The 24,920-nt window shown below is 33.2% G+C and carries 25 protein-coding genes and 3 pseudogenes; 10 read left to right on the forward strand and 18 right to left on the reverse strand.

Annotated features, from left to right (window positions below):
* Window positions 1-96: 96 nt before the first annotated feature.
* From J2Y60_RS17985 to J2Y60_RS17995, 3 genes and pseudogenes are all read left to right on the forward strand, one after another.
* Window positions 97-471, forward strand: a pseudogene (locus J2Y60_RS17985) (RteC domain-containing protein); the annotation flags it as partial.
* Between the two features lie 249 nt (window positions 472-720).
* Window positions 721-1,074 (forward strand): helix-turn-helix domain-containing protein, encoded by a 354-nt coding sequence (locus J2Y60_RS17990; protein WP_013632656.1) that lies wholly within the window; start codon window positions 721-723, stop codon window positions 1,072-1,074.
* A 12-nt stretch (window positions 1,075-1,086) separates the two neighbouring features.
* Window positions 1,087-1,194, forward strand: a pseudogene (locus tag J2Y60_RS17995) (DNA-binding protein); the annotation flags it as partial.
* A gap of 19 nt (window positions 1,195-1,213) precedes the next feature.
* Here the strand turns inward: J2Y60_RS17995 and J2Y60_RS18000 are convergent.
* From J2Y60_RS18000 to J2Y60_RS18070, 17 genes and pseudogenes are all read right to left on the reverse strand, one after another.
* On the reverse strand, window positions 1,214-1,450 hold the full coding sequence (locus J2Y60_RS18000; RefSeq protein WP_309994721.1) for a hypothetical protein: 237 nt from the start codon (window positions 1,448-1,450) through the stop codon (window positions 1,214-1,216).
* Between the two features lie 103 nt (window positions 1,451-1,553).
* The gene (locus J2Y60_RS18005; protein ID WP_309994711.1) at window positions 1,554-1,727 is read right to left on the reverse strand and encodes a hypothetical protein; all 174 of its coding nucleotides are present in this window, start codon (window positions 1,725-1,727) and stop codon (window positions 1,554-1,556) included.
* Window positions 1,728-1,926: 199 nt separating this feature from the next.
* Window positions 1,927-2,097, reverse strand: coding sequence for a hypothetical protein (locus J2Y60_RS18010; protein WP_309922320.1), 171 nt, complete (start codon window positions 2,095-2,097; stop codon window positions 1,927-1,929).
* Window positions 2,098-2,560: 463 nt separating this feature from the next.
* On the reverse strand, window positions 2,561-2,776 hold the full coding sequence (locus J2Y60_RS24780) for a transposase family protein (RefSeq protein WP_409014238.1): 216 nt from the start codon (window positions 2,774-2,776) through the stop codon (window positions 2,561-2,563).
* Between the two features lie 836 nt (window positions 2,777-3,612).
* Window positions 3,613-3,690, reverse strand: a pseudogene (locus J2Y60_RS24785) (heme-binding domain-containing protein); the annotation flags it as partial.
* Window positions 3,691-3,863: 173 nt separating this feature from the next.
* Entirely contained in the window at window positions 3,864-5,057 is a 1,194-nt protein-coding gene (locus tag J2Y60_RS18015; RefSeq protein WP_309922317.1) for an efflux RND transporter periplasmic adaptor subunit, read from the reverse strand.
* Between the two features lie 3 nt (window positions 5,058-5,060).
* Window positions 5,061-6,308: an efflux RND transporter periplasmic adaptor subunit gene (locus J2Y60_RS18020; protein WP_309922315.1), complete on the reverse strand. Its 1,248-nt coding sequence runs from the start codon at window positions 6,306-6,308 to the stop codon at window positions 5,061-5,063.
* Window positions 6,305-7,558: a TolC family protein gene (locus J2Y60_RS18025; protein WP_309922312.1), complete on the reverse strand. Its 1,254-nt coding sequence runs from the start codon at window positions 7,556-7,558 to the stop codon at window positions 6,305-6,307. Before J2Y60_RS18025 ends, J2Y60_RS18020 begins: the two co-directional genes overlap by 4 nt.
* Window positions 7,545-9,482, reverse strand: coding sequence for an efflux RND transporter permease subunit (locus J2Y60_RS18030; protein ID WP_309922309.1), 1,938 nt, complete (start codon window positions 9,480-9,482; stop codon window positions 7,545-7,547). The genes J2Y60_RS18025 and J2Y60_RS18030 overlap by 14 nt, the downstream gene beginning before the upstream one ends.
* 4 nt (window positions 9,483-9,486) lie before the next feature.
* A complete protein-coding gene (locus tag J2Y60_RS18035; protein ID WP_309922306.1) occupies window positions 9,487-10,758 on the reverse strand; it encodes an efflux RND transporter permease subunit in 1,272 nt (423 codons plus the stop codon).
* A gap of 12 nt (window positions 10,759-10,770) precedes the next feature.
* On the reverse strand, window positions 10,771-11,226 hold the full coding sequence (locus J2Y60_RS18040; RefSeq protein ID WP_309922303.1) for a DUF3347 domain-containing protein: 456 nt from the start codon (window positions 11,224-11,226) through the stop codon (window positions 10,771-10,773).
* Window positions 11,227-11,375: 149 nt separating this feature from the next.
* Window positions 11,376-12,617 carry a hypothetical protein gene (locus J2Y60_RS18045; protein ID WP_309922301.1) on the reverse strand — a complete coding sequence of 414 codons (1,242 nt, stop codon included), beginning with the start codon at window positions 12,615-12,617 and terminating at the stop codon, window positions 11,376-11,378.
* An 831-nt stretch (window positions 12,618-13,448) separates the two neighbouring features.
* Window positions 13,449-13,898: a DUF3659 domain-containing protein gene (locus J2Y60_RS18050; protein ID WP_309922298.1), complete on the reverse strand. Its 450-nt coding sequence runs from the start codon at window positions 13,896-13,898 to the stop codon at window positions 13,449-13,451.
* 42 nt (window positions 13,899-13,940) lie between these two features.
* Entirely contained in the window at window positions 13,941-16,436 is a 2,496-nt protein-coding gene (locus J2Y60_RS18055; protein ID WP_309922295.1) for a heavy metal translocating P-type ATPase, read from the reverse strand.
* A gap of 140 nt (window positions 16,437-16,576) precedes the next feature.
* Complete coding sequence (locus J2Y60_RS18060; RefSeq protein WP_309922292.1) at window positions 16,577-17,956, reverse strand: DUF2911 domain-containing protein; 1,380 nt, start codon at window positions 17,954-17,956, stop codon at window positions 16,577-16,579.
* Between the two features lie 309 nt (window positions 17,957-18,265).
* Complete coding sequence (locus J2Y60_RS18065; protein WP_309922289.1) at window positions 18,266-18,634, reverse strand: hypothetical protein; 369 nt, start codon at window positions 18,632-18,634, stop codon at window positions 18,266-18,268.
* Window positions 18,635-18,769: 135 nt separating this feature from the next.
* Window positions 18,770-19,201: an HYC_CC_PP family protein gene (locus J2Y60_RS18070; protein WP_309922284.1), complete on the reverse strand. Its 432-nt coding sequence runs from the start codon at window positions 19,199-19,201 to the stop codon at window positions 18,770-18,772.
* 469 nt (window positions 19,202-19,670) lie between these two features.
* On the opposite strand from J2Y60_RS18070, the gene J2Y60_RS18075 reads away from it, so the two are divergent.
* The 3 genes from J2Y60_RS18075 (at window position 19,671) to J2Y60_RS18085 (ending at window position 22,615) form a co-directional block, all read left to right on the forward strand.
* Window positions 19,671-20,234 carry a Crp/Fnr family transcriptional regulator gene (locus J2Y60_RS18075; protein WP_309922281.1) on the forward strand — a complete coding sequence of 188 codons (564 nt, stop codon included), beginning with the start codon at window positions 19,671-19,673 and terminating at the stop codon, window positions 20,232-20,234.
* Window positions 20,235-20,298: 64 nt separating this feature from the next.
* Window positions 20,299-21,402 (forward strand): rhodanese-like domain-containing protein, encoded by a 1,104-nt coding sequence (locus J2Y60_RS18080; protein WP_309922278.1) that lies wholly within the window; start codon window positions 20,299-20,301, stop codon window positions 21,400-21,402.
* 7 nt (window positions 21,403-21,409) lie between these two features.
* Window positions 21,410-22,615, forward strand: coding sequence for an MFS transporter (locus J2Y60_RS18085; protein ID WP_309922275.1), 1,206 nt, complete (start codon window positions 21,410-21,412; stop codon window positions 22,613-22,615).
* Here J2Y60_RS18085 and J2Y60_RS18090 read toward each other — a convergent pair.
* Complete coding sequence (locus J2Y60_RS18090; RefSeq protein WP_309922270.1) at window positions 22,612-23,010, reverse strand: MerR family transcriptional regulator; 399 nt, start codon at window positions 23,008-23,010, stop codon at window positions 22,612-22,614. The two genes, J2Y60_RS18085 and J2Y60_RS18090, sit on opposite strands and share 4 nt — an antisense overlap.
* 86 nt (window positions 23,011-23,096) lie before the next feature.
* Here J2Y60_RS18090 and merTP point away from each other — a divergent pair, with 86 nt between their 5' ends.
* The 4 genes from merTP to J2Y60_RS18110 all read left to right on the forward strand — a co-directional run bounded on the left by merTP (window position 23,097) and on the right by J2Y60_RS18110 (window position 24,840).
* Window positions 23,097-23,708, forward strand: coding sequence for a mercuric transport protein MerTP (merTP, locus tag J2Y60_RS18095; RefSeq protein ID WP_309922267.1), 612 nt, complete (start codon window positions 23,097-23,099; stop codon window positions 23,706-23,708).
* A 4-nt stretch (window positions 23,709-23,712) separates the two neighbouring features.
* The gene (locus tag J2Y60_RS18100; protein WP_309922264.1) at window positions 23,713-23,925 is read left to right on the forward strand and encodes a GDCCVxC domain-containing (seleno)protein; all 213 of its coding nucleotides are present in this window, start codon (window positions 23,713-23,715) and stop codon (window positions 23,923-23,925) included.
* Window positions 23,926-24,019: 94 nt separating this feature from the next.
* Window positions 24,020-24,352: a metalloregulator ArsR/SmtB family transcription factor gene (locus J2Y60_RS18105; RefSeq protein ID WP_309922261.1), complete on the forward strand. Its 333-nt coding sequence runs from the start codon at window positions 24,020-24,022 to the stop codon at window positions 24,350-24,352.
* A 14-nt stretch (window positions 24,353-24,366) separates the two neighbouring features.
* Window positions 24,367-24,840, forward strand: a complete 474-nt coding sequence (locus J2Y60_RS18110; RefSeq protein ID WP_309922256.1) for a DUF6428 family protein — start codon at window positions 24,367-24,369, stop codon at window positions 24,838-24,840.
* Window positions 24,841-24,920: the final 80 nt, after the last annotated feature.

The following is a 24,920-nucleotide window of genomic DNA, read 5'->3' on the forward strand; positions in this document are numbered from 1 at the left end:
CAAGAATGGTAGGTTTATTTTCAAATCAATGTAGCAAGACAACTAATCTATTAGTTAAAAACCGTAAATTTTCGCACAAATGTTATGAAAACCTCTTCTACATATTACGATAACAAAGTTGCCCATATTATAGCCAATGAATTACTTTATACTTATATGCTTACCAAAATCAACCCCGAAGAAAACCCCGATACTATTTTACAAAATTTAGATGCAAATAAGGATATTTCGTGGACTAATTCACAAAACGCACTTATTGAATTGATTTACGCCCTATATGTTTCTAATTCTATCACACACGGTAAAATAGGTATCAGAAAATTAGCATTGATTTTTCAAATCTTATTCCGAACGCCCTTAAACGATATACATCATTCTTTCCACCGAATGAAAACAAGAGCAGGCTCCCGAACCGCGTTTTTAGACCAACTCAAAATTTCCCTCGAAGAATATATGGATAAAGACCTTTAGCAGTATCAGCAAAGTGTTTGAAAGCAGTACATTTTTTGTACTGCTTTTTCTTTGCCCATATCTGCCAATTGGCAAATGTTGGCAAACTGCTATTACAAAATATCCCAAATGCTCCAAAACCCTTATCAAACAAGGGTTTTCGCTAATTGTAAAAATTTTCAAAAAAGTGCCAAACCAATGGGTAAGCATTGGCAGACAAACACTGCCACACTTCTGAATTTTGCCCTGTGAACATTAAACAACAGCGCAATGAATATTATAACAGTTGACGAAGAAGTGTGGAAGCACCTCAACGAACGGTTGAAAGCCATTAGCGAATATATCCTCAAACTGGAAGATACAAGCTACGATAGCTTGTGGCTCAACAACCACGAAGTCTGCCAGTATCTCCACATCAGCGAAAAAACATTATGGCGTATGCGTACCAATGGGCAGATAGCTTTTTCAAAAATGTACGGGCAGTATTACTATACGATTGGTGCGATTAAGGAAATGCTAAACGCTAACGCCGTGCAGACCACGGATGAATATGTTGAGCAGCTTATGGCAAAAGGCAAAAGCTATATCGAAAAAGGCAGAAAGCTGAAATCAGGTAATCATTAAAAGCGTACCCGTATGAATATCGACAAAATGGAATTTGTGGCGTGGATGGAACGCATAATGGACAGGCTGGACATTCTCGGCAACCACATAGACGATTTACAAAAGAAGCGCATAAGCGTTGGCATTGGGATTTGTCCGTTTACAGCAATGGCTCGTTTAGGTTTTTTCCTAAGATCACGGTGGTGTCTCTCACGTATAAATCGTATATAACTGTTTTGGAAAGATGATTTTCCTTTTTATTTGAGATATTATCATTGATTTTCTCTGCAGCTATAGTTTTTTTGGGGGACGTAGGCATTGTATGATGCTCATCCTGGGCTTTTATAGAAAGTGTCCCAAAGGAAATACATACGATTAAAGGAATAGTGAATTTCATATTATTTTGATTTTCTTTGAATTACAAAAAATAGAATAAATTCTGTTGAAATAGTAAGCAAGCCAAAAATTGAAAAAGCTTTTAATAGCCATTCGATATATTATCACGACTTTGTTAGTCCATCAAATGAAGCATCAAAAGAAAATTGAAAATTCTCAATTTGTTGTTTATGAACTTCCCTTAATTCTGAACTCACATAGAGTGTTGTATTTGAAGAGTATTCAAAAGTAACAAAATAAGCATACAATTGGCGGCTTTCTAGATATTCGTGCTGCATATTTGTAGCAGGGTTGTTAAGTTCTGATATTAGCATATAGCTCTTTGAAATTTTGACCAAATATTATTTGGGCGTACTTAATAGAATCATTGACATTTTGTCTGAGATAATTAAGAGAAATAGCATTAAATATTGCCATATTCACGGCTATATTTTGATGCTTAATTCTATTTGTTAGCTTCTTGATAATTGACATCTTTTACACAATGTAAGCGATTCTCAATACCCAATGTTTTCTGATTCCCTCAGCAAACTCTTTTGCAGAAAGCCATAAGTCACTTATACGATATGACACACTTTGAGTAAGATGTTCTTGTTGAGCTTGAGGTGTATGTTTCTTTCCTTTTTGAGTAACTTGCTTTTGAATCAAAATAAAAGATTTTAATTGCTTCCATTGTTGCTGAATGCTTTGATTTTCTATTCTATGAACCTTTACAAACCAATTGGTTAATCTTCCATGAGTATGTTATGTAACTTGATAAGTGTCCTGACATTCATTTTCCTGACTACAAGTTTGGATATATTTACAAAGAGCTCGCTGGTTTGCTTTGACTTGTAAAACATAGTGATTACCTGAATCAACAATAGCATTTACTGTTCTTTTTGAGTGTGTAAGGCATCCAATGTAAGAATTACTCCCTTATCTTGTAAAGAGTGTAATAAGCTTCTTACAATTTCTGCTTCACTGATTTTCTTATTACGAAAATCAGCAATACAATAAGTTAATCCAGTCTTTTGAACATAAAGACTAACAATGGAGCAAAAATCTTGATACCTTTCTGTAAAATCACTCAAGGTAGATTTTACAGATTTTCCGTCAGCACTTACCCAGTCTAAAGGTGATAAATCTTGATGAGAACACCATTCATTAAAACGTTGTTTGACAAGGTGTCTTTATCTAAAGCAAGTAATAGTTGCCGTAAAGTCACATGACTTGGGACTCCGTGTTTTAGACTGAAAATATCCGTAAAATAAGCTTCATTAGCTTTAGTAAACTTATGAATAGAACGATAACCAATACGTCCACAAGAAATCCCTAAAAAGATAATTCAAAGCATACTCTCAAATGGATAGCGTTGACCTCTACGAGGGTCAGAAAGGCTTTTTTAAAAATCATTAATCTCCATTTCAAAATATTATTTGGTCAAAATTAATAAATTGTCATAACTTAACAACCCTGCCATTTGTAGGGGTCAAATACTCAATATTTTTTACTTTCCCATCATCTGAAAAGTTTTGTCGTGCTACTTCGGTTGCCTCTTTTTGTTAATAATGGTTTGTGTAGTTCATGCTGACACCGCATGAACTAATTATATTTTTTTCTCTATCATGCTCTTTTGAATAGAAAGTTGGGTAAACAGGTTTCCCTATAAGGTAAACCAACCGAATATCAAAATTGTAATTAACTGTATCTTTTTGTTTAACTTTTTGAATAATTTCTTGTGGGTTTACCAGTTTTATTTCGCTTTTAATAGGATGAACATGAGCTTTTTGATGGTCTCAATGAATTTCATCCATGCCAGTAGAACCCAAATATAAGTATCCAATCGTCCAAAATAGAAATTGTATACTAAGAATTACTCAAAACCAATGATTAGACCTACCTATTTTACGATGAAACTCTGCTTTAAAATGAACAGTAATTTGTTAATATCATCTTCTGTTTATAAAACCTATTAGTAATTCTTTGTCTGTTTCATTTAGTATTTCATTGTGATAAAGCATTGTTAGGACTATAATGGTATTTCATTTGTTTTAATTTGCTTTATTATTCTATTTAATTGAGTTTGTTGCTTACGGCTACTATATTTGCCTCATTCGCTAAAGTTTAATTCTTTCTTTGCATTGTTAATATGATTTTCCACTATTGTTCTTGCTGGTTGAATTAGTCATACCAATGATAGTTTGTGTTATTATTATGGCAATCGTAGCAAGAGGTTCGCAAAATAAATGCAATGTTTGTTCTCTTATTATAGTATAGGTCTTTTCAAAATGAATGGGTAAAACCTGCCCATTATCAATGTTACGAGCAGGTTGATAAAACTGTATCAAGACAATTACCAAAAGTAAAAAAGAAATTATTCTATTTGTTTTTTTATTATGCATTTAAATAAAGGAATATTTTCAAAAGACAATTTACATTTTCATGCCAGCCATAGGGTCAGCACCATTTTTAAAAATAAATTCACTATTTAGTAAATAAGCACCAGAGGTTACGACTACATCTTTTATATTCAAACCACTTTTTATTTCAATCTTATTTTCACTCTCTATACCAATCTCTACCATTTTACTTTTAAATGTGTTTTTGCCTGTTTGTATCCAAACAGTTACCCCCTTATCATCACGAATAACAGCATCTGTTGGAAGTGTAATTGAATGTATGCTTGGATTTTCGATTATCACATAAACCGCCATTCCTGGTTTAAGTTTTTGGGCGTTATTCGCTACTGTAAATCGAACAGTATTTATTCTTGAGTTACTGTTTAATTCCGGATTAATGAACTCTACTTTTGCATTCATTTCAAGGTTATCTAAATCTGGGATAAGAATTTTAGACGAACTGTTTTTTTGTATCAGTGATAATTGAGATGAATATGCCTGTGTTTCTACCCACAATGTTGAGAGATTAGCTATATCTAAAATATTTCCACCTTCCATTACATAACTGCCTTCCTGAGTAACTATAGAAGTAATGTAGCCTGAAGATGAACTATAAAACGTAGTGGTATTCGATAAAGTTTTATTTGACTCTAAATCTTTTATTTGATTTTTTGAAAGCCCCCACAAAAGCAATTTATTTGCGGAAGCGGCAATTATATCATCGACATTAACAATTGCTTTATTGAAACTATTTTTTTGTTTTATAGCCAAAATATATTCTTGTTTGGCGTTATTAAGCTCTTCACTATAAATTTCGTATAATGGTGAACCTGCCACAACATAATCTCCTATACTTTTAAAATATAGTTTATCTATTCGTCCCATTATTCTTGAACTTATGGATTGCCTTTCATTTTGGTTATAATTGAGAACACCAGTTAAAACCATCTTTTCATTTAAATTTCCAATTGAAAGTGTATCAGTTTTAATATTACCTAAACGTAATTGGTCATCGTTTAAATAGATTTCTCCTGGATTTAAGCTATTATGTTTTTTTACCATTACCAAATCCATATGACAAATTGGACAAGTCCCCATTCTATCTGAAACTACTTGTGGATGCATTGAGCAAGTGTAGTAAGTATTATGGTCAGTGTGTACCATCTTTTTGTCTTTACAAGACATAAAGAATATCAAAATTGTTAAAAATATTATTACAGGTTTCATTTTTCATTTTTTTATTTTAATAAAACTCTCACTGTCCATTAAAAACTGAGCATTAATGGCTATGCTATCATTTTGAGTTAGTCCATTCGTAATTTCAATTAGGTTATTGTACTTAATACCTGTTTTAACTTTAACTGGCACTAAACCTTGTTGATATTTCTTTAACACTACATTTTCTAAGCCAATATCCAGTACAGATGTGCTTGCTACCCAATTTGAATGTTTGGGTTCTGTCATAATAGCTGCTTTAACTTGCGATCCAATAGGCAATTGCAATGATTTGTTATTAAAATATACCCTTACAGTCTGGTTTTTATTTTCATTCCTATAAAATGGTTCTATAACATCTATTTTTCCATAAATTTTTCTTCCTGCATTTGATTCGGGTGTTAATTCAACAGAAATCCCTTTTTGAATAAGAGATACATCATCATTATAGATACTTAGTAAAGCATAAACCTTGTCTTGATTAAAAATTGTAAATACTGTTTGTCCTTTTTGAACATACATTCCCTCCTTGATTTTTAATTCCGTATTATTTGCAGAAGCACCTGTACTATTCATTGATGAATTACTGTAAGCGTTACTGATTTGCATTTCGGCACTGGCATCTTGTAGATGACCTGTATAATTGGCGTAAACATTTATGTATGGATTCGATTTTAATGTTTTAATTACATTTTGAATATCTTTATCATCTACTCCTAATAAGTGCAAACGCTGTTTTGATGCATCAATTAGTGTGATATTGGTTTTATCGTTCTTTAATAAGAATATTAAGTTTTGTTGTTCTGTTAATAATTCTGGGCTATATATTTCCATAATTTTTTGTCCCTTATTAACCTTTTGATATTGGTATCTTATCAATAATTTCTCAATTCTTCCAGCAATTCTCGATGAAATACTTCCAACATAATTTTTATCGTAGCTTACAATCCCAAGAGCTTTTGTTAAAACATTAACAGTGGAATCCTGCAAAGTGATTAATGGTATGGAACTAATAGCAAACTCATCCGTTGGTTTAAGCAAAAAATCAAACGCTGCGTCTTCATCAGTTTTATTATTGTCTGAATGCTCCTCAAATTTAATAAGTTTCATCCCACATTTAGGACACTTACCTGGCTTATCACTAAAAACAGAATCAGAGGGCATCGGACAGGTATAGGATACTACCTGCGTTTTATTGTTGTTTATTGTATTGCAACCAATCAAAGCCAGTAATATGAAGAATATGATATTTAAACTTTTCATTTTTTTTCAATTAATTTATCTATTGAAACTTGTATTTCAAGAGCTTTATTAAAAATATCAAAGTATTCGAGTTGAGTCATATTTAATTTTTCCCAAGCATCAAACAACATAAAAAGCTCTTCGGTATTTTGCTCATATGCCAATTGCATTGTTTTGTAATTGTTTTTTAATGAAGGAATAATGTGCTCATCATATAAACTTAATTGTTGTTTTTTTAATTGAAACTCATTTAGCATACTATAACCCATACCACTATATTCAAGAATCATCATTTGTTTTTGTGATTGTAGTGCATTGTTTTTCCAATTTATACTTTTTATGTTAGCTGTATTCATTTTAGATGCCCAACTTACAATAGGTAATTTGACCATAGCCATAAGATTATATTGTAAAGGCTGCCCACCAAAGCCAAGCATATTTTCATATCTCACACCAAACTGTGGCTTTAGGCCTGCCTTTTCAGTTTCTATCTTTAAAACATTTAAGTTAATTTGTTTATCAATCACTTTCAAATCACTCCTATTACTATAAAATAGCGAGCTATCAAAACTGAATGAGGTGTAATCATTCCATTTAATGAGTGTGTCAATTTGAATATTTGAAAGTGGGTTTATATTCATTAATGCATTCAATTTTATTCTTCGGTCTCTTATTTCACTTTCATACATCAATTGCATATTTTTGGTATAGCCCAATGCGGCTTTTGCTTTGTAATAGGCACTTATTTTACTTAGACCATTTTTATATCTTAGTTCTGCATTTTTAATCATAAAATCTAAAAGTTCTTCATTGTTTTTCGCTAAGTTTAACCTTTTTTGAAGAATTAGCCAATCATAGTAAAATATTTTAGCTTGTTGAATAAGTTCATTTAGGTCAGCATTTTTCTTTTCCTTCTCAACTGACGACATAGCTTTCATATAAGCTTCATCTGCGTTCAATTTCTTTTTGTTTGGAAACATCTGTTCTGCAGATAACATAACCGAACCCATACCTAACATATCACCATTTCTTTTCCAAAGGTTTACATTATAGGGAGTCATAAATTGCCCGATACCTGCGGTTGGTGGCATCCAACTTTTAGCCCCTAAAGCTGCTTCATCCATCGAGCGTATCTCATTTTTGTACATTTCCACTACGGGATGATTTTTTTCAACACTATCAATAATGGCTTTTAATGAAAGTGTTTGTCCATAGCCATATTCTGAAAAGAATATCAAAAGGCTAAATATAAAACTTCTATTCTTTAACATCTATTAGTTCAATTTTACCTTTACGTAATAATTCTCTTTCCTTTATTATTTCAAACACTACTGGTGTGATAAGTAACACATAGATAGTAGAGGTAATCGTGCCACCAATTAATGGGATTGAGATGGGTCGCATCATATCACTACCTACGCCCGTGGCCCATAATATTGGAATCAGACCAAATAATCCTACACTGACTGTCATTAGCTTCGGGCGAAGTCTTTTGGTGGAGCCATCCATTACAAATTTTCTTATTATTGATGGATTAAGTGTCTCTTTTGAATTGCCATGTTCTTTAACCATTTCTATCATTGAAGCATTTAGATAGATTGTCATTAACATAGCTGTCTCAATTGCCATTCCAAAAAGAGCAATAAAACCAACCGCTACTGCAACGGATAAATTAATGTTATAAAAATAAACCATAAAAACACCTCCAACTAACGCAAATGGCACGGTAATCATAGTAATTAATGATTCTTTAAAAGAATGATAGGTAAAATATAAAACCATAAAAATGATTAATATCACAATAGGCATTATCAATTTTAAAGTACGGTTTGCCCGAATTTGATTTTCCCATTGACCACTCCATTCTATGAAATACCCTTTTGGTAACTTGGTAAGAAGTGCATTAAGTTTTTTCTGTGTTTCAGTTACAGTACTGCCTAAATCTCTTTCTCGGACATTAAATAAAACAGTACCTCGCAACATTGCATTTTCAGAATTTATCATAGGAGGCCCATCACTTAAAGAAATATCTGCAATGGATTCTAATGGAATTGTCCCATATTGCATTGTTTGTACTTGCAACCTTTTCAATGCGACAAGGCTGTTTCTAAAGTCTTGTCCGTATCTGGCATTCACAGAAAACCTTTGCCTTCCTTCTATTGTGGTGGTAAGTTTCATACCACCTAATGCACTTTCAACTACTACATTTACATCGTCAATAGATAGTCCATATCTTCCAATTTCATCTCTTTTTATGGTAATATCAATATACTTTCCCCCTGTAATAGGCTCAACATATAAATCTTTCACACCATCTATTCCTTGTAATTCTTTTTTTATTTTTTGAGAAAACGCATAAATAGTATCTAAATTCTGACCATATACCTTTACTCCTACATCGGTACGAATACCAGTTGAAAGCATATTTATGCGATTAATGATTGGCATTGTCCAGCCATTGGTTGTGCCAGGTATTTGAATTTTTGCATTCAGTTCATTTATAATATCATTTTTAGTAATCCCTTTACGCCACTCATTTTGTGGTTTTAGTAAAATAATTGTTTCAATCATACTGATAGGTGAATTATCTGTTGCGGTGTTTGCTCTTCCTGCTTTTCCTAAAACGTGAACTACTTCGGGTACAGACCTTATGATTTTATCCTGCACTTGCAATATTCTTTTAGTTTCAGAATTTGAAACATCAGGTAACGTTACTGGCATAAATAGTAGCGAACCTTCATCTAAAGGAGGCATAAATTCAGAACCTAATTTGGTCATCATTATCCCCCCAATTACTAAAGCCACTACATTTAATAAAATTGTAGTTTTTCTCCATGTTAGGCAAACCCTTAATATTGGAGTATATATTTTCTCTAAAAAACGAGTAATGGGGTTCGCCTCTTCAGGTTTTAGTTTACCTTTTAAAAGCAAAGAGATTAATACTGGAGTAAGTGTAATTGCCAAAAAAGCATCAATGAGTAAGATAAAAGTTTTTGTCCAAGCTAATGGATGAAACAGTTTTCCTTCCATACCCGTTAGCATAAAAACAGGAAGAAAAGAAGTAACCACAATAATAGTTGAATAAAAAACGCCTGGCCCCACCTGTTTAGAAGAGGATTCAATAATTTGCATTTTTTCATCCGCACTCAATGGGTCTATTTGTTTGGCAAATATTTTTTTTTTATTTAAGTTCATTGCTTTATTTTTTTAATTCTTGAGCGTGACTTATATGTCTGTACGCATTTTCAACCATTACGATTCCGTCATCAACTACTACGCCTATAGCCAAAGCAATCCCTGTTAATGACATTATATTTGAGGAGATACCAAACATTTCAAGGAAAATAAAGCCAGCGGCAACCGATATTGGCAATTGTATAAGAATTATTAATGCACTACGCCAATGAAACAGAAAAATGAATACTACAATAGATACCGTTATCATTTCTTCAATCAAAGTGCCTTTTACTGATTCAATAGCCGCTTTTATGAGCGTACTTCTATCGTAAGACGTTTTAAATAAAACACCTTCTGGTAAGCCTTTTTGAACTTCTTTCATTTTTTCTTTTACCCCTGTAATTACTTTATCGGCATTTTCTCCATATCTCATAACTACAATTCCTCCTACAACCTCACCCTTACCATCCATATCAAAAATGCCCAAACGTAAATCACCACCCATTTGCACCGAACCAATATCTTTTACTCTGACAGGAATGCCATTATTATTACTAATAGCCGTATTTTCTATATCCTCTAAATTTTTAATATACCCAAGTCCCCTAATAATATATGCCATATTGCTCATTTCAAACTTTCTCCCACCCACATCATTATTGTTTGCCTTTATTTTATTCATCACATCCATCAAAGTGATATTGTAATATTGAAGTTTGACAGGGTCTATTATTATTTGATACTGTTTTTCAAAGCCGCCAAATGATGCTACCTCAGCCACCCCAGGCACTGTTTGCAAGGCAAGTTTTACATACCAATCTTGTAAAGCCCTTTGTTCGCCCAAATCCATTTTGGGTGCATCAATATGATACCAAAAGATATGACCAACTCCCGTGCCGTCGGGACCTAAGGATGGAGTAACACCTTGCGGTAAAAGTCTTTGGGCGTAATTCAACCTTTCTAATACTCTTGTTCTTGCCCAATAAATATCAACATCGTCTTCAAAAATGATATAAACAAAACTCATTCCAAACATTGACGTACCACGTACATTTTTAATTTTTGGAATACCTTGTAAATTACTAACCAAAGGATATGTCACTTGATCTTCTATCACTTGAGGACTTCGACCCATCCATTCAGTAAAAACAATCACCTGATTTTCACTTAAATCAGGGATAGCATCTATTGGATTTTTTTGAATGGAATAAACACCATAGGAAAATAGTGCCATTGATAAAAGCATCACTATTGCCCTATTTTTTAGAGATAATGATATTAATTTTTCAACCATTATTATTTTATTTTAATATTCTTTTTTTAAAGTACCACACCTTAGCATTTCTGTACCATAAAATGGATTTTCTATTTCTTTTGTTTCGCTCAGCCAATTAGCTCCTTTATTGTCATCATACATTGGACAAAAATTCAGATAGAGTTTTTTCAAGGTACCAGTTTGGTTTATTAAATCAATAAAATCTTTGCTAATCAAAGCAAAATGTTCTCGTTGATGGTCTATTTTACCTACATTATCTCTGATATGTTCAGCATTTTCTTTGATACTATCTAGTATTTCTGATATTTCTTTATAGTCACTTTTACTTACCTTTTCGAGTGAAGCCAATAACGTCTTACCAGCCTCGCTTGCATTTTTGCTATTATCATCAACTAAGGCATCTTTTAAGTTAGTATAATCATTTAATAAGATATCAAAACTCCCCTTTTCAGAAATATTCAAATGTTCCTGATGATTACTCTCCATTGCAGACACAGCAGTTCCCACTTCAGCTTTGACAGAATCAGTATTATGAGAATGAGATCCATGTGAGTTAGAATTTGAATTACAGGATCAAAAGATACTTGAAATGATTATTAATGTGATTGTTTTACCATTTTTGATAATTTTTACACTTATTTAGCAATCTTTTCCATGATTTGATGATTATGACCAAACCGACAAAGAGCTTCGCAATGTTGGCGAAGTTCTGAGAATAAAATATATTTAATGGGCGTTTTGATTTGTTTGATGGATGGGCGTGAAAGTTGTACAATCACATCTTTTTCTCGACTATTGGGTATAATTAGATAGAAAACTTCATCACCATCAGCAATCGAGTAAGAGAGGTCTGTTAATCGTAGAATGCCTGAATAAATACTGGTACTTTTCTCTACTTCAAAAGCACAAATCACGTTGTTAGTTCCTTTTTCAAACCATAAAACATCAATCAATTTAATGGTATTAGCCGTTTCTTTGTCGCAATTAATGATTGGAAATTTATCTGGGCTTATAAATGAAAAACTTTTCCCTTCATAAGATCTTGAACGGTCATTAGATGCCACAAAAGCATCATATCCCAAGCTTTGTCCAATTTTTAAGAGGTGAAATTGCATTTCTGTGTGTTGATTATCTTCTTGCTTTTCCTCCTGTATTTCCTTTTGGCGTTTTTCGACACTTTTCTCTAATTTCTTTCTTTCTTCTTCACTCAAATATTCATCCTTTCCTATCAACATTTTTTGCGTTCCAATCTCAAAACAAAGCCCAGTTATTGCTCCTAAATCATTAGAAAGTTGGGTTTTGTATTTGCTATTGGTCTCCAATAGCACTTCTCTGATTTTTAGATATTCAGACCAAGAACCCAACTTCTTTTTATCATTGAATAACACATTAAATCCATTCACGATCGCAGTATTGAATGGCGGAAATAAAGTGGGATGCAGAAAATACAAAATACTCCCAACCGCTGGACCTAAACCTTTTATTTTCAAAGCATCTAATCGGACAATCTCTTTAATAATTTGTTCTTCCGATTTAGCATTGATACAGTTTTCCAAAAATTGTCCAAAAGCCATTTTATTCGCTTGGTGCTCGTAAATATCAGGAATTCTCAGTTTGGGTTTCCAGTAAAAAGGGTGTGAAATACCCACAAATATTTGTTTCTGCTCAGCTATACAACTCAACACAAACTCGAGAGAACTACCTTTAAAATCATTTGGAAAGGTTTTATTTTTTATGTCTTCTACCACCTGTAAAACACCTCTTCTAATAGTCCGAAAAGCTTTTAGACGCTGGTTATTATCAATGAACCACGTATTAAAGACACTTTGATTATCGTTTTTATATTGAGTAATAATGTGGTTTAAATCTGTATTCATAGTTGATGCGGTTCAATAGATAAATACTTTGTTTTGTAGGTGGTATTTTACTTTCTGTTCGGGGTTCCTACTTAAGGGAATATCAACCGAAAAAGTATTTTTAACATCAATCCATAACCTGCCTATCCAAAGGGATAGGCAGGTTATGGAGTTTTATTATTTTTAACAAAAACTCTTTATTATAAAAAAGACAATTTTATTTTTTGTTAAAACTTTGTTGTGGTATTTTGTGAATTTATTCAACATGTATATTATATATATTATAGAAATTGTAGAAAAGAATATTGCATCAAATAACCATGATTTAAAAGAATAGTATAAATAATTAATGGAATATTTCATTTCTAACTTGCTTTCAATTCTCCATCTCAAATAACCTACTTCTCTGATTTTTTTACCTTCTTCCGTTAATATAAAATTACATTGATTGAGTCTATAAATTATATTTTCAGATTCTAATCTATTAATCAGATTGTCTATTTCGGAAATTGGAATATTCAATTTTGTGGAGATTTGGTTAATTGAAGTTATATAGAATTGTCTATCGAATATCATTATTAGTTTATCTATTATCATTTCAATTTTATATTTTAGGGTAACAATTACATGAAAATTGCAAATAAGGCAGAAAGAAAAGCTTACTATTTTATTTATATTAAGCACCACATGTAAACTCTTCTTTCTGAATTCCAAAAGACTTTTAAGAGTTGGTCCTTATCAATAAACCAAGGGTTGGATGTGCTTTGAGTATCGGCTGTGTATTTATTAGCTCACATTAAAATAGGAAACAAGAAACTCTATCGGTTATGTTTCCTATCTTTATTCTAAAAATCAATGTTTATGTTCTTTCATTTCATCTTCGGGCATACAATGGTTTTCGTGTAAACAGTGAATTGCACAGGCAGCTTGTTGTTTATAATTATTGTGTAAGAGCATCACTATTTCACCTTTAGCGTTTGTCACCTTACACATTCCCGTATGGTTCGCTTTTCCAATGGTATATTTCTCTTGATTACCTTTGAAATAGTAGACAAATGAGTTACCATTTTTAGGAGCTTTACCGATTACTTTGCCCGTTAAATCTACCACATTTCCATTACCATCAATTCGGGTCATTGATTTACCCGATGGGTCAAAACTACCTTCTGGGGTCATTTTACCAATAATCGAATTGTGGTTCATAATATGCCCTTTATAATCAACCATAGGTGTTGATTTTTGTGAGAATACGCTTAATGAAGTGATAAAAAATAAGGCGATAATTGCGATTAATTTTTTCATTTTTCTATGCGGTTCGTCGCCACGTTTGATTAAATTATACTCTTAAATTTTAATTTTTTTTAATCTCAAAGCATTTATTATTACGGATACTGAACTGAAACTCATGGCAATGGCAGCAATCATTGGGGAAAGTAAAATACCAGAGAATGGATATAAAACTCCTGCTGCAATTGGAACACCCAATGCGTTGTAAATAAAAGCAAAAAATAGATTTTGTTTAATATTTCTCATCACGGTATGGCTCAAATTTTTGGCTTTTACAATTCCTTGCAAATCCCCTTTTACAAGTGTTATTTTTGCACTTTCAATTGCCACATCTGTTCCCGTTCCCATAGCAATTCCAATGTCGGCTTGAGCTAAAGCAGGAGCATCATTTATGCCATCACCTGCCATTGCTACTATTTTCCCTTCGACTTGCAATCGTTTAATCTCTTTCAATTTATCTTCTGGCAAACAACCTGCTTTGTACGAACTCAAATGTAGTTCAGTTGCTACCGATTTTGCTGTATTCTCATTATCACCCGTTAGCATTATTACCTCAACACCTTGTCGCATTAATTCTTTGATAGCATCTTTACTGGTTGTTTTGATGGCATCGATTATTGAAACAAAACCTATTACCGTTCCAGCAATGGAAATATAAGAAACGGTTTTCCCTAATTTCTGTTCAGCAATAATTTTTTGTTCAATATCATCTGGAATTATTGCCTTTACTTGCTCCATTAGCTTTTTATTACCCAAAGCTACTTTATTATTAGCCACTGTTCCGATAACGCCTTTACCCAAAACAGCCTCAAAATCTTTAACTTCTACTAGAGAAATACTTTTCGATTTAGCATATTTTACTACGGCTTCGGCTAATGGATGTTCACTATATTGATTTAAAGAAGCAATATAGTGTAAAATTTTTATCTCATCATTTTGACTTGTATAAACTTTTTCTACGGTAGGTTTTCCTTCGGTAATTGTGCCTGTTTTATCAGTAATTAATACATTTATTTTATTCAAGTTTTCTAAGGCTTCTGCATTTTTTATAAGAATGCCTGATGTTGCTCCTTTGCCAACGCCCACCATTACAGACATAGGCGTTGCCAATCCCAAAGCACAAGGACAGGCAATTATCAACACTGCAATTGCATTAATAAAGCCATAAACTAAGGCTGGGTCTGGTCCAAATTTTGCCCAAGCCAAAAAAGTTATGATTGAAATGACAACTACAATTGGAACAAAATATTTAGCAATGTTATCCGCTAATTTCTGGATAGGTGCTTTAGAACGACTGGCATTATTAACCATTTGAACAATTTGAGAAAGTAGGGTTTCCGCTCCTACTTTCTCCGCTATGATCACGAAAGATTTATTGCCATTTATCGTTCCTGAACTAACAGAATCACCCTCCATTTTATCTACTGGAATAGGCTCACCCGTAATCATGGATTCATCAATTGTGCCTTCACCATCAGAAATCTTGCCATCTACGGGGATTTTATCACCAGGTTTTACCCGTAAAAAATCGCCTTTTTTAATGTCGTTAATTGAAATAATACTATCGCTCCCGTCCTTAACCAAGGTAGCTTCGGTGGGAGCTAATTTTAGTAATTCTCTGATTGCGCCACTGGTTTGGCTATGGGCTTTTGCTTCTAATAATTGACCTAATAAAACCAATGTCAAAATAACTGCGGTAGCCTCAAAGTATAATGAAACTGTCCCATCCATACTTTTAAACTCATTGGGAAATAAATTTGGGAATAACATCCCTACAATACTGAACAAAAAAGCTACGCCTGTACCAATTCCTACAAGCGTAAACATATTCAGATTCCAAGTGATAATTGATTTCCAAGCTCTTACAAAAAACATCCAACAAGCGTAAAAAACTACTGGCAACGTTAAAATAAACTGAACATAATTCCATTTTTGCATATCCATAGTTTTCATTAATGGATTATTAGGAATCATAGAAATCATCGCAATAGCAAAAACGGGAACTGTGAAAAAAATGGCGACTTTCATTTTCTTCCACAAACCGTCATACACATTGCTTTCTTCACTAACAGTATTAGTTATCGGAATTAAGTTCATCCCACAAATTGGGCAAGCTCCCAGTGAATCTCTTATAATTTCGGGGTGCATCGGACAAGTATATTGGGCTTTTTGTGAGACAGTTTGTTCTTGAACTAAGTGCATTCCACAAACTGGACAATCTCCCGATTTATCATACATTTTTTCCCCTTCGCAGTGCATCGGACAATAGAATTTACCCATATCTTTTGCTATTGATCTTACTAGCTCAGCTGTTTTTATCTCATGGCGAGCATTCATTTTTGAGCCATGAGCATCTTCAATAATATAGTTTCCTACCTTAGAAAGTGCCATTTGCAACCTATCAGTAGTAATATGATGCTGCATCGTAATGGTTGCCATTGGTGGATTTAACGTTACTATGGCAGACAATTCCTCAATTTGATTCAGAGTATTCTCAACAGTTGAGCGACAACCATTACAAGTCATTCCATTTATATTATACGTGTGAGTCATAGCTTTACTATTTTACAAAAATGACATAATTACTTAGTTTAAGTATTCAGAATTGTATCATACAACAAGTTCTTATTATTAAACCTTTAAAGTATTATACAATTTTGAATATGTCTTATATAATTATCGGGTTTTTACGTTCATTTCAACGTCTCCGATACCTTTCCACAAGTAAGCATACTTTTTCCGTAGTACGGGTTTTTCACCGCAGCGTTATCACTCAGCCAATAGGCTTTTGCCATTGGGCAGTATTGTTGATAGATGGGGCTTTCATTAGCATTTAAGCCTTTTAGTAGGGCAAAAACATTATTCGATAAATCATTAAAATGCTCTCTTTGGTGCTTTACATCCTTCGTTTCATTAATATGGCTAGCATCAAATTTAATTTTTTCGGATAATCCCATGAAAAAAGTATGTTGCTGAGGACTTAATTTTGCCATTGGGAGTGCAGAAATAGACTTTACTAATTCACCAGCTTGCACATTGGCAGTATTTCCATCATCGGCTATTAAAGCATTTTTCAAGGCATAGTAATTGCCTAAACTTTTGGTGATACTTTCCTGTACTTCTGCATCCAATTTTGGTTTTTGTACAGTATTTTCTGTTTTCATATCCCCCATCCCTTTATCCATATCGTGTCCAGTGTGAGCATTGATGTTGGTTGTTTTTACACCCATTGTTTGTTGCCAAATAGCAATTTTTTTCTCCCAATTTTGGGCAATTGGAATGATATTTTGCTTTTTCGCTAATTCAACAGCTTTCTGTGCTACTGGAATTGCTTCTGCAAATTTGCCTTGACTTTCCAAAATATTAGCTTGTAAATTAGGATAATAAACATTGTCCATTTCCATCATCCTAGCTTTGGCAATCCATACATTTGCTTGGTCGAGTTCGATTCTTTGGTTATAATAATATTCAGCAGCTTGATAATAGAGCTTTGCATTTTCTGTTTTTAGCTTATTTATTTTGTGGTCAATATCTACCAAAATGCGTTCTTTGGCACTACTTACCAAATCAAACTTAACCATTGTGTTTTCCCACAAAATGTAAAGTATTCCGTTATCTTTCACAATATCAGAGAGTTCAATCGTGAAGGTTTCGTAAAAACGGGGGGCTTTTTCGGGTTTCACAGTAAAACGAAGCACGTCCTTTTTCTCATCGTAACCACTTGTTCCGTGTAAAGTCGTGTCAGTATTCAAGATGATTGTCCACTGCTCAATATTGGGAATGGTAAATAACGAATATTTCCCTTTAGCTATTTTCTTTCCGCCGATGGTAAGTTCATCATTGAAACTAATCGTGCTACAGTTACTCGCACCTGTCCGCCAAATCGCTCCATAAGGTATCATTTTCCCAAAAATATCCCGTCCTTTTACGCTTGGGCGAGCGTAATCCACTTTGACTTTGGTGAATCCCAAAGTCTGCGTAAATGAAGCCGATGGACTCGGCTCTGGAGTATTCAATTGTGCTTCTGCTGAAAAGCAAGCGAGCAATGAACAGATAACTAATATTTTTTTCATAATTTTTGAATTTTATGTTTTATAAATAGTCGAACAGATAAGCGTTAATCAATGATGTGGTTTGGCATCTTTTTACAACAACTTTCATCTAAATTCAAATTGTACTCCATTACACCTTTAGAAACACACATTTTTTCAATCGTTGCTTTACACATTTAGCAAATGGCAGAGATTGCTTTTTTTAACATTTCTAATTTTGGAGCAGAATCGAGGCTAACAACGGAAGACATTGTTAGCATGAGGGTTAAAATTTGTAATTTTCATTAGATGGAAATTTTAAGTTTAATTGATTTGCTAAGTATTGGGTTTTTATATAATGACAATCCCATTGGTTTTTTTTCCAACCGAAATCGTTTTTGTAACCTTGTGTTGCATCACATCAATTACTGAAACATTGGCTGCTTCTTGGTTAGTAACGTAAGCCATCATATCTTTAAACGCAATGGCGTGGCTACCCGCATCGGTGTTAAATGCTCCTGTGTAAACCATTTTTCCTGTAGCATCTTTTGTCCACCAATGCACCTTTCCAGCCATTGGGTCTGTTACCCACATTTCTTTCATACCGCCTTGGTATGCTACAAAACCCGGCATAAAGCCTAACACAATAGTTTCTACCACTTTCAAGGTTTTTACATCAATAATTGATACAGTTTGCCCGTCTTCATTGTCCACGTACATTCGATTAGCCTACTCTGATTTTTATAAACAGAAACAAGAGTGGTATGAAACAGAAACGATACAGTTTAGGCTAAAAAATTGAGTTCATTTTCTTGGTGAAATCAAGAAAATAGTAGGCAATTCTAAGCAACTGTATCAGATAAGAAAAGATTGAATAAAAACAAGAAGATTTCGCCCTGAAAGTGGCGGTGCTGGACTGTAACGATGAGGAATCTGAAAAGATACAGCTTCAGATGCCCAGATAGAGATAAATGATATTTTTGGGGTAATATCAATCCAATCATGATGTGCAAACCCTTGCGCTACATCATGACCATGAGAAGCATTGGTCGTAATTTTTAGAAAAGTTTTGTGTTCTTCACAACACTTTTTCTTCTTAATTACGGATGTACTTGATTGTTTTTTGTGCTGAATTTTATTCGCACAACATTGTGGTGGTTTTGTAAAAATGAACGTTTGCTTACCTTTTATCTTGCAATAATGTTCAATCATGGAAAAGCCTGTACTCATAAAAAGTACCTGCATTGCCATTAGCAAACAAAATATGCGAGTCAAACGTGTTTTCATTACTTTAGCTTGAATACAAATATACTAATAAGCCTATGTTTGGGTTGTTATATTTTGAGGTGTTTGTTTTATATAATTTTCGGATTATATAAATGGAATTGTACTTTCTAGCTTCTAGCACCATTTTCTTAAAGGCTTTGGATAATTGAGAATGTTCTGGTAGTGAATAGAACCTCTCTGAAAATATTATATATTGTAGCAAAATCCAAAAAAAGATTCATACTGGTTACAGTAAAACAGTGTTATTGAAACCACTTCGTTTTGTTACTTAGGTATATTTTAATGAACAGGGTTAATATTATGCCTATTCTAGGCTGTAGGCTACTGCTATAGTATAAAAGTATTAATAGTTAGTATGTTTATTTTGCTGATTCAGAGAACATTTAATACTCTAGTGTTGAAGGAATATTTTTCCTTATTTTAGCATCTTTAATTTTAAATTCAATCTTATTCTAAATTAAATGTTTGAATGACAGAACTAATCACATATTTCAAACATTACAATCCTCTTTCAGAAGAGGCGGTCAATGCGCTTTCTGGAATCTGTACACCAATTAAAGTCAAGAAAAATAAAGATTTACAAGCGATAGGACATACTTGCCGAACCATTTATTTTATCAAAAGAGGAGTCGCACGAATATATTATTTCAAAGAAGATATTGAGATAACGGAGTGTTTTGCATTTGAAAACTCCATTATAGCCAGAGTTGAAAGTCTTTTTACCGAAAAACCATCACGCAAAGCCATTCAGATGATAGAAGATTCAGAGTTAATTGCGATTGATTCTTCCAAACTTTTTGCACTTTACGACTCCTTTCCTTCTATAGAAAGATTATTTAGAAAAATATTTGAATCTGCTTATGTTGATACTGTCAATCGAGTAGAAAGTATTCAATTCAATTCTGCCGAAGAACGGTATAATACATTACTAAAAGAAAACCCAAGTGTTCTACAAAGAGTACCTTTAAAATATATTGCATCCTATTTAGGAATTACTCAAGTTAGCCTAAGCAGAATTAGAAGCATCCGTTGATTATTTATCATATGTAAAATATATAGGAATATCAAGTCCCTACCTTTGTATAAAAAACATAAAAATGGTAGAGATTAAAACACTTAATATCCTAACCTTGCGTAATTGGCTAGAAATTGGAGAACCTGTTTCTATACTAGATATTCGTCCTATTGAAGAGAGAGCGGAATGGTACATTCCTCAAAGCATACATTTTAACGCCTATGAAAAGTTGAAAAACAACGACTCACAGGCATTCTTAAGCTTACATCTTGACAAAAAAATACCAGTTGTTGTTTATTGCGGTGGTGGAAAAATGAGCTTAGTAGCTTCACGATTTTTACAAATGCAGGGCTATAAAGCTTACTCTTTAGAGGGTGGTTTGAAAGCTTGGAGTTTGGCTTGGAATACGGCAATGATTAATTTTCCAAATTTTAATGTTATCCAATTTCGTCGAACAGGAAAGGGCTGTTTATCATATATGATAATTGCCAATAATGAGGCAATCATTGTAGATGCTTCTTTAGAAATATCAGTCTATGAGCAATTTTTGAACGCTAATAAAGCAATTTTAAAATATGTCATAGAAACGCATACTCATGCCGACCATCTTTCAAGGTCGAAATCATTAGCAGATAAATATCATGCGGCACTGTTTTTACCAAGCCATAATCATTTAAATTTTGAACATCAGCTTATCGAAAACAATACTGTTTTTACCTGTGGGGGCATTTATATATCAGCTATTTCAACGGCTGGACATACACTAGAAAGTATGACTTTTAATATTGACAATAAATTATTATTGACAGGTGATACGCTATTTACAAATGGTGTTGGAAGACCAGATTTAAAAGCGGATAGCGATACAATGAAAGTAAAGGCAAGGCTCTTATACCAATCTATTCAAAAACTATTACGTTTTGATGACGACGTAATAATTCTTCCTGCACATTCAAATAAACCTATCGAATTTGACAAGAAGCCAATTAGTAGCACTTTAGGAGAAACTAAAAGCATGGCTATATTACAATTGAGCGAAGATGCGTTTATTGAAATGCTTATTAGTCGTATCCCTCCTACGCCAGCGAATTATCTTTCAATTGTTGAAAAAAATCTTCAGGGAGATTTCAACGACATCAATCCAATTGATTTGGAAGCAGGGGCTAATCGTTGTGCTATTTCATAAAGAAAACATGGAAACCAAGTTAGGACTCAAAGAAAACTGGCAACAGTTTACTCTATTGGTTATCGTAAATGCCTTTGTAGGCGGCATGGTTGGGCTAGAGCGTTCAATAATTCCACAGTTAGCTGAGACAGAATTTGGACTATCTTCAAAATCCGCTATTCTATCTTTTATCGTTGCTTTTGGTATTACGAAAGCTATGGCTAATTATTTCACAGGACGATTAGCTAATAAAATTGGTCGTAGAAAACTTTTGATAATTGGTTGGGTATTAGCATTACCCATTTCCATTATTCTCATTTACGCCAATAGCTGGTCATGGGTTATTGGAGCAAATATTCTCTTAGGTCTTAGCCAAGGACTTACATGGAGTAGTACTGTCGTAATGAAGATGGACTTGGTTGGGGAAAAGCAGAGAGGTTTGGCAATGGGAATCAATGAATTTGCTGGATATTTGGCTGTTGGTGTTGTTGCCTTTCTGACAGGATATATTGCCGAAAATTATGGTGTTCGTCCTTATCCTTTTTACATTGGTATCTTCATGTCTGTTTTAGGGCTTTTGCTGACTATAATTTGGGTGAAAGATACTAAAGTGTTTGTTTCACAAGAAGCTAAATTTTCAATCATTACTCATACGGAAAACGTATTTTTGAACACCACTTTTAAGAATAAAACATTGAGTTCTGTAACTCAGGCAGGGCTGGTTAATAATCTTAACGACGGTATGATTTGGGGGCTTTTACCTATATTGTTATTGCAATTAAAGCTCAACAATCAGCATATTGGAATAATCAGTGCAATTTATCCAACCGTTTGGGGTATTGGACAGCTTTTCACAGGAAAAATATCCGACTTGTATTCAAAAAAGAAAATGTTTCTTGGGAATGTTCTTGCAAGGAATAGCGATAGTACTATTGATTTTTACAAAAGACTTTTACTTGCTCGCTCTCATATCTGCATCGTGAGGGTTTGGAACAGTATTAGTTTATCCTACATTTTATTAACTATAGCCCAAGCTACCAATCCCAACCAACGAGCAGAAAGTATTGGTACATTTAGACTTTGGCGTGATTTAGGCTATGCTTTTTTGGCAATCATATCGGGGATTATTGCTGATATTTTCGGTATTCACTATGCTGTCGTTTTGATTGGACTGATAACAATTATTTCATCTATAATTATTCAAATACGGATGCCAATGGACAAACACAATTAAAGGGCGTTCAGTATTTGACAATTATTTTTTTCTGATTCACAATAATTATTAGCGCAATCACTAATACCATTAAGCATTTGAGCTTTTAGTTCAAGTAGATTCTTGATGGTATTGTCTATTTGTTTCGTTTTTTCTACTAATTTATCTGAAACATTTTTACATGAGGCATTTCCAACTTTCATTAAATTCAATAGCTCGGATGTTTCATGAAGTGTAAAGCCAAAGCTTTTAATCCGTTTGATTGTAAGTAGTTTGTCTAATGTTTGTTCAGAATATTCTTTATAATTATTCTCTCTTCTTTCTTTCCTACTAACTGTTATAAGCCCCTGCTTTTCGTAAAAACGAATAGTATCTCTTGATAATCCCGTTTTGTTTGATAATTCACCTATTAACATTGTTCAAAATATTTAAAATTTCTCTTGACAATGGACTACACTCCACTGTTTACATTTGCAAATGTAAATTTAAAAATATGAGGAAAATGAATAATATTAAAATTAAATCTGAGCCCCTCAAAAGAATTGGATGGCTAAGTCTTTTTACAGCATTTTCATCTTCGCTATGCTGTATAATACCGATTTTCGCCATATTAGCTGCTGGCACAAGTGGAATCGCTTCTAACTATTTATGGCTTGAATCTGCTAGACCTTACTTTTGGAGTTCAACTGTTCTAACTTTGAGTCTTGCATGGTATCAAAAATTAAAAGTAAGCGGAAAAGAATTGTGTCATTGTAATAATGAGACCTTATCATTTTGGCAGTCTAAACGCTTTTTGGGTATCATTACCATTTTATCAATTTTATTTTTATCATTTCCGAACTATGCACATATATTTTTACACAAGCCAGATAGTCATATAATTATTAATGAAGGAGTTTTTAAAGATAAAGTTGAATTAAGAATCAGTGGCATGACTTGTGTTGCCTGTGAACATCATGTGAAAACAGAAATAGATAAGATTAAAGGAGTAAAGAAATCAGAAGTATCCTACTCAAAAAGTAAGGCAGTAGTTGTATTTGACAAGAAACGGACGAGTATCAAGGACATTATAAGAGCGATAAATTCAACAGGATACAGTGTTGTATCAAAATAAAAAAATGAAGAATATAATTTTAGCATCTACAATAACTTGCCCACATTGTCTGTTCCAAAAAAATGAAATAATGCCAACAGATGCTTGTCAGTATTTCTATGAGTGCGAAAATTGCAAACAGATTTTAAAACCAAATAGTGGTGATTGTTGTGTATATTGTAGCTACGGAACTGTTAAATGTCCTCCCATCCAAAAAGGAATTACGAAGTGTTGTTAATTTAACAATTAGATAATAGAAAATTATATCTATTATCTTTTTTATTTTAATTATATATCGTAATATTGCAATATATCAATAATACAATAAATTAATGGGAATAACGAAAGCAGAGCATTATAGCACTGAACAAAACGAATTAGCAGGTATTATCAAAGCATTGGGACATCCTGCAAGAATAGCGATAGTTGATTATTTATTAACTGTTGATACTTGTATCTGTGGTGATATTGTAAATGAATTGCATTTAGCGCAGCCCACTATTTCACAGCACTTAAAAGAACTCAAAAATGCTGGAATTATTAAAGGTACTATTGAAGGAAATGCTATTTGTTACTGTATCAATGAAACTGCCATTGAAGGATTGAAATATTACTTTGATGGTATTTTGAAGAAACTAGGAAGTAAAAAATTAAACTGCTGTTAAAAGGAAAACCAAAAATGATACTATCAGAAATCAAAGCAATATTAGAAACTGCTCAAGAAGTAAGTTTTGAATTAGAAAATGGTCAAAGAGTGCCTGCGCATTTTCATGTAACAGAAGTAGGTGTTATCTCTAAAAACTTTATTGATTGTGGCGGAACGGTTCGCAATGAAAAAGTGGCAAATTTCCAATTGTGGAATGCAGATGATTTTGACCATCGTTTAGCACCACAAAAACTTTTAGGTATCATTGCGTTATCTGAAAAAGTTTTAGGAATGGAAGATTTACCTATCGAAGTTGAATATCAAGGAGAAACGATTGGGAAATATGGATTGTCCTTCAATGGTCAAAAATTTATATTGGTTTCTCAGCAAACAAACTGTTTAGCACAAGATAAATGTGGCATCCCTCCTGTAAAAAAGAAGATTTCTTTGGCAGACTTGGCAGTAGCAAGTCCTAACGCCTGTACGCCTGGCGGTGGTTGTTGCTAATAAAAACGAATAGAAAACGCCTTCTGAAAATAGCTTAGAAAAAGCAGAGGGCGTTAACACTAATTATAGGTGCAGTAAGT

Origin of the sequence: Arcicella sp. BE140 (genome assembly GCF_031456255.1) — a bacterium.
GTDB classification, from domain to species: Bacteria; Bacteroidota; Bacteroidia; order Cytophagales; family Spirosomataceae; genus Arcicella; species Arcicella aquatica.